Origin of the sequence: Paenarthrobacter sp. TA1.8, assembly GCF_048595705.1 — a bacterium.
GTDB lineage: Bacteria > Actinomycetota > Actinomycetes > Actinomycetales > Micrococcaceae > Arthrobacter > Arthrobacter nitroguajacolicus.
In genome coordinates, this window is sequence record NZ_CP184287.1 from 3,240,712 (window position 1) to 3,256,736 (window position 16,025).

The window sequence follows — 16,025 nt, forward strand, 5'->3', positions numbered from 1 at the left end:
GGACATGCCAAGACGCGCTATCGTCCAGCTTGGCCTAGCCGGTCTCGTTCTTACAGGCTGCTCGGTCAAGGTCGTTGAAAATGCTGAGCCATTCAGGCTGGGCGTGACGAATGCCGGCGATGCCGACAAACCACGCGTCGAAAGACCCGAACCAGTAAAGCGCTATCAATTTGAGTGCCGCGGAATAAATGGAAATCCGCTCATCATCTTGTCGAGCCTTGAAGAGGTCTGGGCCAACACTCAATACAAGAAATTCGCAGATGTCGTGGTGACATATGTGGGCCCTCAACCCCAGGTTTTGGTGGCGGAAGAAAATGCCGCGGTAAATGTCGCTCTGGAAACGGGCGCCGTTGGCACCCGCAATGACATTTGCCTTTTGATTATCAAAGCCTGCACCAGAAACAATCCGCCAACCATAAGTACGGCACTCTATGGGCTTGGCGGCGTTCCCATCGTCAAGGGAGCGCTCACCCTGGCACCCATGGCACCACAGGCCGCAGTCCTGACCAAGTGGCTGAAGGAAGTGGCGTGATGGAACGGCAGATAAGGCGCGACGGCGGTTGGCGGCTTCGCGGCCACAAGCTCACCACAGCATTGGCTGCGGTTCTTCTGACGGTGGCAGGTATGACAGCGGTGGTCTCCAGTACCCCAGCGCACGCCGACCAACAGAAACAAATTATAGGAATCGGGCTCACCAAGCCGGCTGGAACGGTTCTGGACCCCATCGGCAGGATGTGGGTTTCAGACAGCGTGGCCGGATTCTGCCGGATGTCCGAACCAGTTAATGGCAACGCGGGCACCATTGAGGAAGACACATGCTTGGGCGGAAGTCTGCCTGGAGCCGGACCGGGCCCCAAAGTACCCGGGGTTTCAATCGTGCTCGACCCGACGCCAGGCTCCATCGGTAACGGCGACGAAACCGTCTTCATCCCGGACTCAGCCGTTGGGAGTTCGCATCTTGTACGGGCTGTATGGAATCCGCCGCTGGACCTCTTTGAATACAGCAGTACACTGACGGTCCTCGACGGCGACGTCCGCCCGAACGCAGTATCGGACGGCCCGGACGGCAACATCTATCTGTCGTTCGCCAACGCCCGATCAATCATCAAGATCGTTGATCCGACCATCATGCACCCAAGCATCGAATCCATTGCGTCGGTCAGCAACCGGGCACTGGGCCTTGTGGCGGCAGGTTATGACAGCAATGGATATGTCAGTGTGTATGTTCTGGAAACCACTGGCCTACGGGCGTTCTCTGCCCCGGGCAATGGAGAGATGACAGATTACGTACCCCTGGCTTCCTACAACGTCGGCGTCGCGGCGTCGATCTTCTACGACTACGACGCCCACGTCATCTACACGGGGACGAGCAGCGGCACGACCGCAGGCACAGACAAGGTGTCCCGCCTCAACCTCGCCACCGGTGCAGTAGACAACCAATGGGCCCTGGGCTTCAGCAAGATCAGCGGTTTGGGTATGCGCGCTGGCCAACTGCTGGTCCTGGACGATCCCGGACAGTTGAGCTCCCCAACGGGAACCGGCAGGGGGAGCATCAGCATCCTTGGTGGCGCTGTGGCCAAAATTACTTCCGGCCCCACACTGGCGAGTGGTGCACAAGCGCCCAACCCCGAATTCACCAACGACACCACTCCAACGTTCGGTGTGGCAGCGGAACCAGCAGGCAGCGCTTTGGAGTGCTCCATGGGCGGCGCTTGGGTGGCCTGCACTGGCGGAACGTACACGTCAACTGCACTGAACAACGGACCGCAGACGTTCTCCGTCAGGCCGGCCCCCGGCGGGGTTCCGGTTTCACGGACCTTCACAGTGGACACGGTCGCCCCGGCTGCGCCGGTCTTCACTGCCCCGAACAGTGGTCAAGTGGTCAACGGCAAACCGGTCCTCGGTGCCACTTTCGAGCCAGGAACAACACTCTCCTGTTCTGTTGACTCCACTGCCGATACCGCTTTCCAGGCCTGTGTACCTGGCGACACCTTCACGCTCACAACTGCGGGCACCCATACCTTGAGGATCCGCAGCACAGACTCAGCCGGGAATGTCAGCCTTGCTGCTGCACAGACCGTGACGGCTGATCTGACGGCCCCCCAGGTAGCCATCACGGCTCCGGCCAGCGGGGCCACAGTGGGAGCCGGGTACCAGTTCCAGTTCGCCTCCACTTCTCCGGATGTGGCGGGATTCCGCTGCCGCTTGGGAACCGATGCCTTCACCGCATGCACCTCACCCAAGGTCTATGCAGACATCGCAAACGGACCTAACAGGTTCGAGGTAGAGGCCCGGGATGTTGCCGGCAACACCACCGTCGCAGGCGTCAACTTCACTGTCTTCGTGGCGGACACGACACCACCTACAGTGACAGCCAGTCCCTTGGGCGGAACGTACGGTCCTGCAACCAAGGTCACGCTGACCGCGAATGAGGCCGACGCCAAAATCTACTACACGGAAAATGGCACGACTCCTACCACGGCCAGTACGCTCTACACCGGTCCAATCACGATGGGAAGCAAGACCATCAAGTACATGGCCGTCGACGCATCCAACAACGCCTCCGCACCCCAAACCCAGGTATACGTGTTGGACAATATAGCGCCTACGGTGACCGCCAGCCCACAAGGTGGCAACCTCACCCTCGGGCAAAAGGTCACACTGACCACAGAGACCGGCGCGAAGATCTACTACACCACGAACAACTCCACTCCGACGGTTTCCAGCCCTAGCGGGACCACAACAGTAACGGTGACCCCAACGGCAACCACTACGGTCAAGTACTTCGCCGTTGATGCTGCAGGAAACCAATCCGCAGTAGCCTCGCAGACGTACACGTTGCCTGCGGCGCCAACCAACACCTGGAAGGACTACAACTCCGACGCCAAGAACGACGTCTTGGCCAGGGACGCCGCCGGTACTTTGTGGCTCTACCCGGGCAACGGCACAGGCGGATGGCTGGGCAAGGTCAACACGGGTACTTCGTGGAACAACTACAACCTGATTGTCCCGACGCGGGACTTCAGCGGGGACGGACGAAGTGATGTCCTGGCCAGGGACGCGTCCGGGCAGATGTGGCTCTTCAAAGGAAACGGCGTGGGCGGCTGGCAACCCCCTGAGGCAGCGGGCGCAGGCTGGAGCGGTATGACGTCCGTGATCGTCCCCGGGGATTTCAGCGGGGACGGCAAATCCGATGTCCTGGCGAGGGACTCCTCTGGAGTCCTGTGGCTCTACAAGGGCGACGGCCTGGGTAAGTTCAGCGCTGGCCGCACTCAAGTAGGAGCAGGGTGGAACGTCATGAATGCCATCTTCAGCACGGGCGATTTCAACGGCGACGCGAAGACTGATGTGCTGGCCCGGGATACTGCAGGCGCCCTGTGGCTCTACCCTGGCAATGGCAGCAGTGGCTGGGGCAGCCGCTCCCAAATCGGAAGCGGATGGAACGGCATGACAGCGCTGCTCGGCCCGGGAGACTTCAACGGGAATGGCAAAGCTGATGTACTTGCCCGGGACGCCAACGGCAACTTGTGGCTCTACCCAGGCAACGGTTCCGGGGGCTGGCTGGCTTGGGGCCAGGTAGGCAACGGATGGCAAGGATTCACGTCGCTCCCCTGATAGGGACCGGACATAGCTTGCCGTTTTGAGGGGTGCATCGGAGAATATCCGGTGCACCCCTTTCGTCTGCTGCCAGCGGTGAGGCGGTTCCCTTCCACAGAAGGTATCCAACAATGAACTAGACTGAGGGTTTGCAAGGAACTCGTGACAACAGCGTTGCGGGCTGCGGCTGGCGTTCAAGAATTCGTCGGCACGAACTACCGAGGAGAGTCTTGACTTTCGACCAGGCAGGCCAACCGGATCTCTCCGTTGTGATCCCGGTCTATAACGGAGAACGGATTTTGGCGGCAACAATGGCCCGTCTTTCCGGCTACTTGACCAGTGGCACCTCCGAGATCATCATCGTGGAGAACGGTTCTTCCGACAACACACTCGAGGTCGCCCTCAAGAATGCGGTGGACACTCCCAACGTGACGTTCCAGGTTCTCCAGAGCCAAAAGGGCATGGGCAATGCATATCGCCGGGGCATCGAAGCCAGCTCCGGCCGTAGAGTGCTTCTCACCGCCGACGATCTGCCGTTCGGCACAGATGATCTCGACGAAGACAAGAAGCTGGAAACCAAACCACACATCGTCATCGGTTCGAAAGCCCATAAGGACTCGATCACCGAGCGCAGTGTCATTCGCGGCATTACCACTTTTGGTTTCAAGACGCTGCGACAGGTAATACTCGGGTCAAAGATTGGTGACTCCCAAGGAACGTTGATCGTCGACGGCGACTGGCTTCGAAGCATGGTTGACCGCTTCGATGACCCCGGGTTTCTTTTCAGCACCCAAGTTGTGTACGCCGCTGAGAAGCAAGGTTTCAGGATTGTTGAAGTGCCCGTCACGCTGGCTCCCGACGACGAACCAGGCGAAACCACCATCCGGACTGCCGACGTCGTAAAGATGTTCAAAGGGCTGGTAGCCATGCGCCGCCGTCGGAGTGAGTTTGCCGTGGCGCCAAGCGCGGGAACGCATGCCTCATGACGGGTTCAATCGCGGAGACACCTTCAAATGACAACGATCTGAATCCGGAACAGCCCGCTGCAAAGAGCACCAAGGCAAAGCTGGTCGACTTCGCCCGGCGAGCCTTGGTAGTGATCGTGTTCGCCGCCGCGGTGTATTTCATTGCAGTCCAATGGCCGCAAGTCCAAGCCACTGTCTTCGCCCTGCAATGGTGGCAGGTCCTGCTGTCCCTGTTGGCGCTCATCCCTGGTGTTCTCCTCGGGATGTACATGTGGCGGGTTGTCATGGCGAGTCTGCTCAGGTCAGTAGACATTGAACCCCAAGGTTTGGTGCTCAACCAGATCTACCTGGTCGGCCAGATCGGCAAGTACCTGCCCGGCTCTGTGTGGGCATTCGTGCTTCAGATGGAGCTGGGCCGTAAAAACGGCATTGCGCGCGCACAGGTTTTCGTAGCATCCCTGGTGAGCACCGGAATCACCATTGGCGCAGCATTGGTGGTTGGAGCTTCAGCTCTTCCAATCCTGGTGCAGCGGCAGCCCAATCTGCAGTGGCTTTACGTCATACTCCCGGTGGTGATCCTGGCGATGAACCCGAACGTCGTGACGTTCCTGGTCAACATCGTTCTGCGAGTGTTCCGCCGGCCACCGCTCCCCGAACGAATTCAAGCCAACACCATGGTGAAGGCCTTCATTCTTGGCGTTCTGATGTACCTGTGCTTCGGCCTGCACCTGTGGATCCTGGTTGGTCATGAGGCCACCCTCGACCTCGCAACGTTCCTGGTACTGACTGGTGCATTGGCTCTTGGAATGACGCTCGGAGTGCTGGCATTCCTGCTTCCCGCCGGCGTAGGTGCCCGCGAAGCCATCTTGATCCTTGCCCTGGCCGGAATGATGAGCGCCGGTGCCGCGACGGCAATCGCTGCCCTTTCGCGAATTATGTTCACGATCGCCGATCTGCTGTGCGTCGGTATCGCCTTCGTTCACTTCCGGTGGCGGCAACAATCCGCTTCCAAGACCTCCGTAGACTCCGCCTCCGAGGCCAAGTAGCAGGTGGTAACGGACGCCCTCCGGCTTTCCGTTACCACGGTAGTCTTTCTGGCCCATATCCAAACTTATGCCGCGCGCTAAGGAGCAAGCTAAGACCATGACAGCAGGAACCTCCGGGGCTACTGCCCAGCGCCCCCCGGTCACTCGGCGGCGCTACTTCATGCAGCACGACTGGCATTGGGGAATTGTTACTGCCGCTATAGCGGCCGTTGCCTCCATTATTCCGCGACTGTTCAACCCCACGTTCTACTACTGGGATGACATGATGCAGTCGTTCCTCCCCTTGTGGCGGCATATGGGCGAGGAGATACGGTCCGGTCGATTCCCATTGATGGAACCAGGCGGCTGGGTCGGCGGCAACATCGTGGCCGAGGTGGGCTACGGCATTTTCAACCCGGTCAACATCGTCAACTCAGTTATCGTCTCGAACTTCGAGAACTTGTCTCTGGCCAGCTATTTCATCATCGTGCAATTCATCGCGTTGCTGGCGTTCGGGACGTTCATGCTCGCCCGCGACTACGGCTCCAACAGGCCGCTCGCCCTGGCTGCCGGTGTAGCCATTCCCTTCAGCGGATTCACGCTCTTCTACGAGGCCGCCCGCTGGCCAGGCGGCCTGATGGCTTTCGCTTGGATTACCGTTTTCTGGTGGTCTGTTCGCCGCTACGCGCGTCGCAACACCTCACCGTTCCTGCCGTTCTTCTTGGGTTTCCTCACGATGACAGCAGGAAACCCCTACGGTGCCATTGGCGTCATCCTGGTTCTCGCGGCAGTCGCTGTCGAGCTGATGCTCATGAGGCACTGGCGTCGGCTGATTCCCATCGTCATCGTGGGTGCGCTGGTGGGTTTGACCGCCGTCCTGGTCTACTTCCCCTTGCCCCTCAGCTCGGCCGTCACCGTAAGGCAGCAGAGCGAAATCCTTAATGACCTCTTCCTTTCCCCGGATATGTCCTCGCTGCTGACCATGAGCACCTCGTCCATGAGGCCCCGGATCAACAACTTCTGGGCCCCCATAGACAACGTCCCCTCCAGCTATTTGGCGTGGTTTGTCCTACCGTTGCTTCCGTGGCTTGATTTCCGCAGTTTCAGGAACCGCTCGCGTCAAATATTCAGTATCTACATCATTACGGGAATCTACTTCCTGCTGACCTTCGCTCCCTCCCAGGTGCTTGTCTTCCGCTGGCCCATTCGGCTCATCGAGTACGTATACCTCGGAGTCATCGTCCTCGTCGCAGTCGTGGCCTCAGCGGGCCTGAAGACCACGTCATGGAAAAAGCGGCTATTCATTACCGTGGCCATCCTTGGTTTTGGAACCTATCGGGCGTGGTCCATGGTGCCTGAGGGCGGCAAATGGCAGGTCTTCACCCTGGGCGTGACTTTGGGTCTGGTGGGGCTGGCGGTCCTTGGCTGGAAGCGATTCGGCTACCGCGGCCTCGCAGCCGTCATGGTGGTCGGAACAATCGCTACGCTTGGAATGCAGTCCAGGCAGTTCGTTCCCAACAACGCTGTTGCCGGGATCGGTTCCCCTGTGGATGCAGACACGCTCCGTGACTCAACCAGTAGTTACAGGGGTAACACCATTCAGATCTTCAACACCATGAAGATCACGGGAGAGGAATTCACTGAGGGCCGCCTTCTGTACGGCAACCAGATCCTCAATGCAGACGTCAACAACAGCATGGGGCGGTACAGCGGGATCAGCTTCACCACCTATGTGAACGCCTTGTGCATGAACTACCGCGGCGAGACTTGCCCACTGGCCTACACTGAGTTGTTCAAGCAGGCATCAGGTGAAATTGACGTTACTTTGGCAGATGTCCTCCAAGTGGAGACTGTAGCCGTCCAAAAAACGTTGATCGCCCCGGACCAACTGAACGTAGCCCCGGGCTGGAGCATCGTGGCCTCGGATGAGACCAGGACAATCCTCCAGCGGGAGAACCCGCTACCCTATCCTGGCACCGTTTCCTGGGCTTCCGACGGTATCTCCGTGCAGGATGCTGTCAAGAACGGCAACGACGAACACATCACGCTGTCCGGCGACGGCAGCGCTGGAAAGCTGACCCTCGCCCGTCTCGCTTGGCCCGGTTACACCGTCACGGTCGACGGTGAACCACAGAAGCTCACACAGGGCCCGGCGGGAGTAATACTGGTGGACGTTCCGGCCGGCGCAAGCTCTGTGGACGTTACCTTCACGACGCCGGGTCTCACCATGGGCCTTGCTGCTCAAGCAGCCGCGTGGTTCGGGATATTGGTGTTCACTGTCTTCCATTACGTTCGTCGGCATCGCCGGGCTAAGTCGGAAGAGCATGTCATCCAGGCGCCGGCTGAAAAGGTTTCTGTCTAGCCGCTGGGCATGGGCCCAGAGGCACCTGCGACTCAGAAGAGCGTCCTTCCCTCACAGGGAAGGACGCTCTTCTTTTGTGTCCTTCCAAGGCCCTCTGGAACCATCACGGGAGGTGGGGGTGTGCTGATGGAATGGGTGCCTCCGGCACGTCAGAGCCTATCCGTCTCCGATGCACCTACTAGTGTGCTGCTGACGCTTCCAATGCTGCTCCGACCTTCTGATTGCTGCTCCGGGATACGGCAAAGGCCACCTCCCATCTTTTGAGAAGATGGGAGGTGGCCTTCAATCCACCCTATAGCGTGGTCACATAAGGAGTATCGGCTAGTTGCTATCCCGCAGCCAAGCTACAGCTTCCTTGGCGGGGCCTTCGAATTGCACCGTGCCGGAGGCAAGGACAACTCCCCTGTCGCATATGCGCGAGATCATGTCGAGGTCGTGGCTGACAACCACCAGAGTCCGGCCTTCCGCCGAAAGTTGTTTGATCTTGGCCAAACACTTTTTCTGGAATGGTTCATCGCCCACGGCCAGGATCTCATCCACCAGGAAGATGTCCGGTTGCGTGTGGACCGCTACGGCGAAAGCCAGCCGCAGAAACATGCCGGAGGAATAGAACTTCACTTCAGTGTCGATGAACTGCTCTATCTCAGAGAACGCAACGATCTCGTCGAACTTCTCGTTGATTTCCTGCTCGCTCATTCCCAGAATGGCGGCATTGAGGAAGACGTTTTCACGCCCGGACAAGTCCGGGTGGAATCCTGCGCCGACCTCGATGAGCCCAGCTACGCGACCCTTTGTGCGGACCGTTCCCTTATCGGGCAGGATAACGCCCGATATCAGTTTGAGCAGTGTGGACTTTCCCGAGCCGTTGAACCCCAAAAGTGCCACGGTCTCCCCCGGCTGAATCTCAAAGCTCACATCGTGGAGAGCATCGAACTTCCTGCTGAGGTCGCCTTTCCGACCCTTGACCAACCAAACGAGAGTCTCCTTGAGGGAGTGCGAATGGCGGAGGTTGAACGTCTTCTTAAGGCCCTTGACGATTATTGCGGCGCCCATCTAGACCTCCTGCGCAAAGTGGCCCTCAAGTCGTCGGAAGACGAGTTGGCCGATGATAAGGAACAGGGCTGCCATCCCGAGACCAATCAATCCCGTCCACATGAGGTGCGGAGGCAGTTCGACTGGGCGGTCAACAGTGGGAAACCAGAAGGCCCAGTGGAACAATTCGACAGCGACTGTGATCGGGTTGAGCTGATAGATGACCAACACCCAAGGGGGCGCCAGCCGACGGATCATTGTCCAGTCATAGAGCACCGGCGACGTCCACGTCACGATCATCATCAACATATCCACGATGTTTTCAGCGTCGCGGAAGAACACATTGATGGCGCCAGCCAACAGGCCCAAACCCGTTGCCGTAATGGCCACAATGACGAAGCCCAAAGCAGCTCCAATAAGCTGCATGATGTCTGGTTTCCACCCGTTCAGCAGCGCAGCTGCCAACAAGACCACCAGTTGTGGGAGGAAGTGAACTGCTGCCACCCACACTGACGCAACGGGGAACAGCTCCCTCGGCAGATAGATCTTTTTGACCAAAGCAGCATTCGACACGATGGATCTCGTGGCATTCGAAAACGCTTCGGAGAAAAAGTTGATGACAATGACGCCGGAGAACATGTACAACGCGTAGTTGGGAATCTGATCCCCGACGCGCAGGACAATTCCCAAAGCGAAGAACAGCACAACGTACTGAACCAACGGCTTGACGTAGGACCAGGCAAGTCCCAGGACAGAGCCCCGGTACCTTACACGGAGCTCCTTACGGACTATCAATTTGAGGAGGTACCGGCGCCGGTAAACGTCCAGCAGCCCGGCCCCTACCCCGGGAACAGCATAAGTATCTGTGGAAGTCGTCATTGCTACTTGCTGGGCTCCGAAGCTTCGAATGTTTCCCGCCACGACTCCATGGAGGTGATCTCGGGAAGAGCTTCACGGTACTGAGCCCGGAGGGTCTCCCAGTTGGAGAAGAGCTGGGCATGGAGTTTGGCCGATTCGACCACCAATTGACGGGCCATCCTGGGGTTACGCAAGTGCCATGAAGCACCTGTGCCGTCGGCATTGGACACCACTGCGCTATCCAAGTGCGCCAAGCTCCACCATTTGCCGTCCTGGTGGGCCACATGAGCCTCAGGGTTGGCTTTCGCGGTATCGCGGACAGGGGCCAGCGTCTGCTTGAGGACAGTCTTAACCGCCCAGGGAAGCAGGCCCAAAGCACCTGGCTGCTTGTAGGACTGGGGCTTCTTGGGGGGACGCTTGAGGAAGACCTCCGGGAAAGCTGCAGGGTCGGTCTTGACCTGCGAGTCCGGGAACTCCTCACGCATGGCACGGAGTTTCGGCATCATGGTCGGCAGTTGCTCGTGCAAATTGCCTGGTCCGGCGAGAACGTCGCGGAGAGCCATGACACGGGCCTGCTCCGGGTAGTACTGCATTGACACCAGGTGCTTTACGTCCGTGTTCAAGCTTTCCCGCAGGATGCGTCCGCCCTTGGGGAACGGGGAGTGCAAGAGGGTCGCGATAAGTCGGTTTCGCTCGTGATAGTAGGCTTGCCAGTCCACCGAATCGTCCTTGTCAGCCCAGGAGACGTGCCAGACTGCTGCCCCGGGAAGGGTCACGGTGGGGAAGCCCGCTGCGCGGCCGCGAAGGGAGTACTCAGCGTCGTCCCACTTGATGAACACAGGAAGGGACAGGCCGATGGTTTCCACAACGGTTTTGGGAATGAGGCACATCCACCAGCCGTTGTAGTCTGCGTCCCAGCGACGGTGGAGTTGCGGAGTGGAGCGCAAACCTGCGGTGGAGAAGTCGTGATTACCGAGTCCTTCCACAGGACCCCAGAGGAAGCGGTAGAAGTTGACTACCTCTGAGTAGGCGTGCAGGACGGACTTGTTGTACATATCGAACATGTGGCCGCCAACAATGGTCGGCTTCCGGCAGAGGTCGGCAAACGCCACTGCACGCATGACGCCCTCTGTTTCCAGCTCGATGTCGTCGTCCAAAAGCATGACGTAATCGCTCTTGTCAGAAACGACCATCTCATACATGTTTCGGGCAAAACCGCCCGAACCGCCCAAGTTGCCCTGGTTGATGATCCGCAGTTGATCGCCCATGGACTCCGCAACTGCATCGAAGCCAGCTTCGTCGGCAACTTTCTTGTTGCCTTGGTCCACGATGATGAGTTCAGCCAGGATTTCCCGTAGACCAGCGTCACCATCAATGGATTTGATGGTCTCGAGGCAGTAGTCGGCGCGATTGAACGTTGTTACGCCCAGCGTCACGCGGCCTTGGGGCCGGCCTTCATCGGGGACGGCCCAGTGAGCGCTTTTCAGCGTCATGCCATCGCCGCCCGCGATGAGGTCGAACCAGTACCAGCCGCCGTCACCAAACGGCGCCAAGGTCAGTTCGAAATCATTGACGGAAGTGCCCTCAACCAGGATCGAGTCGACGCGCTGAGATGCGCCACGAGCGTTGGAGCGGTAAACGATGACCGTCCCCTCACCCTCGGTTTCAATGTGAAGAACGGTTTTGGTGGCAATGGTCCACTTGCGCCAGTAACTTGCAGGGAAGGCGTTGAAGTAGGAGCCGAATGAAAGACGCTCACCCCGGCGCACCTGAACGGAGCCGCGGTTCAAGATATCCTCCGGGTGGAGTTTCCTCGCCATGCCAATCGCCTGAACATCGGCGCTGCTGTCGCTCCTGTGGACCTTGTTGGTGTCAGGATCCACATACAGGGGCAGCGTGTCGAGGTCACGGTTGGCCGGGAAAACCACGCGTTGGACAATCCGCAGGCTCTGTTCCGTCGAAGCGGGGATTTCAGCGGCAGTTGTGGCCGTCATGGCGATCTCCTGGCTTTCGTTTGTTGTAGCGGTCATGCGTCTACTCCCCCACTTTCAAGCTTGGCGCCACCGGTGAAGTGCGGCTTGATCTTGTTGTCGAACATGGACAAGGCGGAACCAATTGCCATGTGCATGTCGAGGTACTTGTAGGTTCCAAGGCGGCCACCAAACAGAACAGACTTCTCGCCCTTGGCAAGGTCGCGGTAGGCCAGCAGTTTCTGACGGTCATCAGAGGTGTTGACGGGGTAGTAGGGCTCGTCCCCCTTCTCAGCAAAACGCGAGAACTCGCGCATGATGACGGTGGCGTCCTTGGTGTAGTCCCGTTCGGGGTGGAAGTGACGGAACTCATGGATGCGCGTGAAAGCTGCATCTGCATCCGGGTAGTTCATAACCGAACAGCCCTGGAAGTCCTCAATGGGCAGGACTTCTTCTTCGAGATCGATCGTGCGCCAGGACAGATCGCCTTCTGCGTAATCGAAGTAGCGGTCAACCGGACCCGTGTAGATGACGGGTACCTGTCCGAGGACAGAAGACCGGCCGTACTCACCGTCGTCGAAGAAGTCCGAGTTCAAGACGACCTCGATGTTCGGGTGATCCGCCATGCGTTCAATCCAAGCCGTGTAACCGTCCACCGGGAGACCTTCGTAGGTGTCGTTGAAGTAACGGTTGTCATAGTTGTAGCGCACGGGAAGCCGCGAGATGATTTCAGCCGGCAGGTCCTTCGGGTCCGTCTGCCACTGTTTGCCCGTGTAGTGCTTGATGAAGGCCTCGTAAAGAGGACGGCCGATGAGCTGGATGCCTTTGTCGTTGAGGTTCTGGGGGTCTGTTCCCGCCAGTTCGCCAGCCTGCTCGGCAATGAGTGCCTTTGCTTCGGTGGGGCTCATAGCCGAACGGAAGAACTGGTTGATGGTACCCAGGTTGATGGGCATTGGGTACACCTCGCCCTTATGGCTGGTGTAAACCTTGTGCTGGTAGCTCGTGAACTTGGTAAACCTGTTCACGTAGTCCCACACTCGCTCATTCGAGGTGTGGAAGAGGTGGGCACCGTAGCGGTGCACCTCAATTCCGGTCTGCGCCTCATTCTCGCTGTAGGCGTTTCCACCAATATGGTGGCGGCGATCAAGCACCGCAACCTTCAGCCCCAACTCGGTAGCGGCGCGTTCTGCAATGGTCAGGCCAAAGAAACCCGAGCCGACGACGACGAGATCAGCGTTCACAAACTCTCCTGTGTATTGGCGTGCGGGCACAGAGATGCCCACGTCTACTGGTCAAGGCTACCCGACGTTGCGATCGTTCCCCGATTCGGCGGCGCCTGGCAGCAAGGCAGCATTTGTTCCGGAAAAAACGAACGGGAGGCGTGGCCCATAGCCAGCCTCCCGTTCAATACTGCAAAAAGAACAATGCCTAGAGCGAGACCACGGAGCCTGTCCCTGCGGACTCGAGCACTGCTTCGGCAACGCGAAGGGTCTCAAGCCCCTCCGCCATTGTGACAATGTTCATGGACTTTCCGAGTACAGCATCACGGAAGGCCTCGTGTTCCATCTTCAGCGGTTCGCGCTTTGCCAGGGCAAAGCGTGTGGATGACCCCTCGGACACGCCACGGAATGCGGCTATGGAATCCCAGTCTGTCTGGAAAGTGCCGTTTTCAATAAACGTCAGATCCGCCGAGATAGTGTCCGCGATGTATGCACCGCGCTCACCCAGAACAACCGTGGTGCGCTCCTTCATGGGGGACAGCCAGTTGACGATGTGGTTGGTGACTACGCCGCTCTTGAGGTGGCCAATTGCGGTGACCATGTCCTCGTGCTCGCGCCCGCTTCGGGAGGTGGTGTGCGCAACTACATTCACGAAATTGCTCTGTGCAAGCCATGCAGTCAGGTCGATGTCGTGAGTTGCCAGGTCCTTGACCACGCCAACGTCCGCAATGCGGGAAGGGAATGGCCCCTGGCGGCGGGTCGAGATCTGGTAGACCTCTCCCAGGTCGCCGTTGCCGAGCCGTTCGCGGAGGCTTTGCAATGAGGGGTTGAAGCGCTCGATGTGGCCTACCGCCCCGATCAATCCCCGCGAATCGAACGCTTCGGCGATCCTGCGGCCCGAAACGGAATCGTTGGCAATGGGCTTTTCCACCAGGCAGTGCACGCCGGCTTCGGCCAATCGCAGTGCCACTTCCTCATGAAGCACGGTGGGCACAGCGGCCACGGCCATGTCAATGCCCTGTTCGATGAGCTGTTCAACCGAACTGCACACCTCGAGGCCGCTGGCTACGTTGTGAGGGTCACCGAAGGAGTCAGCGACGGCAACGAGGTCCACGCCCTCCAGCTCGCGAATAACGCGGGCGTGGTGGCGACCCATCATCCCCAGTCCGATGAGGCCTGCACGCAGATTTGCCACTAGCTTCCTGCCTTCGCAATGGCGTTGACCGCAGCTACGATGCGATCAAGGTCGTCCTGGCTCAGCGACGGGTGTACAGGCAGCGACAAGACGCTGGCCGCAGCTTCCTCCGTGACGGGAAGGTCATCAGAAGTCTGGAAAGGAGCCAAACGGTGGTTCGGGATGGGGTAGTACACGCCACAGCCCACGTTGTATTCCTCACGCAGCGCCTTGGCGAAGCCGTCGCGGTCCTCAGCGATGCGAATGGTGTACTGGTGGTATACGTGCTCGTAGCCTTCAGAAACCTTGGGAGTGACAACGCCTTCGATGTTTGCATCGAAGAAGGCCGCGTTCTCCTGCCGGGTCTTCGTCCAAGCGTTGATTTTGGTCAGCTGCACGCGGCCAATGGCAGCATGGATGTTCGTCATTCGGGCATTGAAGCCGACAAGCTCATTCTCGTACTGGCGCTCCATGCCCTGGTTACGAAGCAACCGGAGCCGACGCTCGACGTCGGCCAAACCGGTGCTGACCATGCCGCCTTCGCCGGACGTCATGTTCTTGGTGGGGTACAAGCTAAACATTGCGAAGTCACCGAACGTGCCCACCTTCCGACCGTTGACGGCGGCACCGTGCGCTTGGGCTGCATCTTCGAAGACCTTCACGCCGTGCTTGGATGCGACTGCGCCGATGCCGTCCACGTCGAACGGGTGGCCATAAAGGTGCACCGGCATGATGGCGGCCGTACGGTCCGTGATTTTTGATTCGACGGAGGCCGGGTCAAGCGTGTAGTGGTCCAGGTCCACGTCAGCGAAGATGGGCGTCGCCCCCGTCAAAGCTACGGAGTTGGCCGTGGCGGCGAACGTGAACGACGGAACGATGACCTCGTCACCAGGACCAATCCCCGCAGCCAACAGGCCAAGGTGCAGGCCGGAAGTACCGGAGTTGACCGCTACAGCAGCCCGGCCGTCGAGGAGCACCTGAGAGAACTCCTGCTCAAAGGACGCAACCTCCGAACCCTGTGCGAGTTGGCCGGAGGCCAGGACGGCCTCTACTGCCTTGCGCTCGTCATCACCGATGATGGGCTTGGCGGGGGGAATGAATTCGGGGCTCATGCCTCTACCTCTCGAAGGGTCTCGTTCTGTTCAACATATGTGGCGCCGGTCTCCGGGCATACCCAGTTCTCGCCGCTGCGCTGCAACGGGAAACCAGCTTTACCGACCCAACCATGGCGTTTGGCCGGCACTCCGACCATCAGGGCAAAATCAGGGACGTCTTTAGCCACAACAGCTCCTGCAGCTACTGTGGCCCATCGTCCGATGGTCACTGGGGCCACGCAGACGGCGCGGGCACCGATTGATGCACCTTCACGAATGGTGACGCCAACCGGCTCCCAGTCGTGAGCGCTCTTTAGACCGCCATCCGGGCTGACCGCCCGGGGGTAAGTATCGTTCGTGAGTACTACGGCCGGGCCGATGAACACTCCAGCCTCCAGCACTGCGGGCTCGTAGACAAGAGCATAATTCTGAACTTTGCAGTTGTCCCCCATCTTGACTCCGGTGCCAATATAGGCCCCGCGTCCTACGATGCAATTAACACCCAACTCGGCCTGCTCGCGGACTTGGGCCAGATGCCAAATCTTTGATCCATCACCAATAATCGCCTTGTCTGAAACATCGGCGCTCTCCGCAACCACTATCACCGGTGAAGGTCCTTCCTCATTGAGCACACGCGACAACGTGATTCATCTTAGCTGAGACACCATGCCCCGGTGTCAAGGCGGCGTCTGCATGAGCCTTGGCGAGAGTTTTCCACATAGGGCATT

At 59.0% G+C, this 16,025-nt stretch carries 12 protein-coding genes; 5 read left to right on the forward strand and 7 right to left on the reverse strand.

What is annotated here, in order from left to right:
• The first annotated feature begins 4 nt into the window (after positions 1 to 4).
• The 5 genes from ACNAOT_RS15090 (at position 5) to ACNAOT_RS15110 (ending at position 7,949) form a co-directional block, all read left to right on the forward strand.
• Positions 5 to 532, forward strand: a complete 528-nt coding sequence (locus ACNAOT_RS15090; RefSeq protein WP_420181177.1) for a hypothetical protein — start codon at positions 5 to 7, stop codon at positions 530 to 532.
• Positions 532 to 3,615, forward strand: coding sequence for a chitobiase/beta-hexosaminidase C-terminal domain-containing protein (locus ACNAOT_RS15095; protein ID WP_420178451.1), 3,084 nt, complete (start codon positions 532 to 534; stop codon positions 3,613 to 3,615). Before ACNAOT_RS15090 ends, ACNAOT_RS15095 begins: the two co-directional genes overlap by 1 nt.
• Positions 3,616 to 3,827: 212 nt before the next feature.
• Positions 3,828 to 4,583, forward strand: a complete 756-nt coding sequence (locus ACNAOT_RS15100; RefSeq protein ID WP_420178452.1) for a glycosyltransferase — start codon at positions 3,828 to 3,830, stop codon at positions 4,581 to 4,583.
• Positions 4,580 to 5,608, forward strand: coding sequence for a lysylphosphatidylglycerol synthase domain-containing protein (locus ACNAOT_RS15105; protein WP_091468530.1), 1,029 nt, complete (start codon positions 4,580 to 4,582; stop codon positions 5,606 to 5,608). The genes ACNAOT_RS15100 and ACNAOT_RS15105 overlap by 4 nt, the downstream gene beginning before the upstream one ends.
• 97 nt (positions 5,609 to 5,705) lie before the next feature.
• Positions 5,706 to 7,949 carry a hypothetical protein gene (locus ACNAOT_RS15110; protein WP_420178453.1) on the forward strand — a complete coding sequence of 748 codons (2,244 nt, stop codon included), beginning with the start codon at positions 5,706 to 5,708 and terminating at the stop codon, positions 7,947 to 7,949.
• Between the two features lie 321 nt (positions 7,950 to 8,270).
• Here ACNAOT_RS15110 and ACNAOT_RS15115 read toward each other — a convergent pair whose 3' ends face one another.
• The 7 genes from ACNAOT_RS15115 to ACNAOT_RS15145 all read right to left on the reverse strand — a co-directional run bounded on the left by ACNAOT_RS15115 (position 8,271) and on the right by ACNAOT_RS15145 (position 15,929).
• Positions 8,271 to 9,002, reverse strand: a complete 732-nt coding sequence (locus ACNAOT_RS15115; RefSeq protein WP_091468535.1) for an ABC transporter ATP-binding protein — start codon at positions 9,000 to 9,002, stop codon at positions 8,271 to 8,273.
• Positions 9,003 to 9,860, reverse strand: a complete 858-nt coding sequence (locus ACNAOT_RS15120; RefSeq protein WP_166660296.1) for an ABC transporter permease — start codon at positions 9,858 to 9,860, stop codon at positions 9,003 to 9,005.
• A gap of 2 nt (positions 9,861 to 9,862) precedes the next feature.
• Entirely contained in the window at positions 9,863 to 11,869 is a 2,007-nt protein-coding gene (locus ACNAOT_RS15125) for a glycosyltransferase (protein WP_420178454.1), read from the reverse strand.
• Positions 11,866 to 13,050 carry a UDP-galactopyranose mutase gene (glf, locus tag ACNAOT_RS15130; RefSeq protein WP_091468543.1) on the reverse strand — a complete coding sequence of 395 codons (1,185 nt, stop codon included), beginning with the start codon at positions 13,048 to 13,050 and terminating at the stop codon, positions 11,866 to 11,868. Before glf ends, ACNAOT_RS15125 begins: the two co-directional genes overlap by 4 nt.
• 187 nt (positions 13,051 to 13,237) lie before the next feature.
• Positions 13,238 to 14,224, reverse strand: a complete 987-nt coding sequence (locus ACNAOT_RS15135) for a Gfo/Idh/MocA family protein (RefSeq protein ID WP_091468545.1) — start codon at positions 14,222 to 14,224, stop codon at positions 13,238 to 13,240.
• A complete protein-coding gene (locus ACNAOT_RS15140) occupies positions 14,224 to 15,315 on the reverse strand; it encodes a DegT/DnrJ/EryC1/StrS family aminotransferase (RefSeq protein WP_091468547.1) in 1,092 nt (363 codons plus the stop codon). Before ACNAOT_RS15140 ends, ACNAOT_RS15135 begins: the two co-directional genes overlap by 1 nt.
• A complete protein-coding gene (locus tag ACNAOT_RS15145) occupies positions 15,312 to 15,929 on the reverse strand; it encodes an acyltransferase (RefSeq protein WP_091468551.1) in 618 nt (205 codons plus the stop codon). Before ACNAOT_RS15145 ends, ACNAOT_RS15140 begins: the two co-directional genes overlap by 4 nt.
• Positions 15,930 to 16,025: the final 96 nt, after the last annotated feature.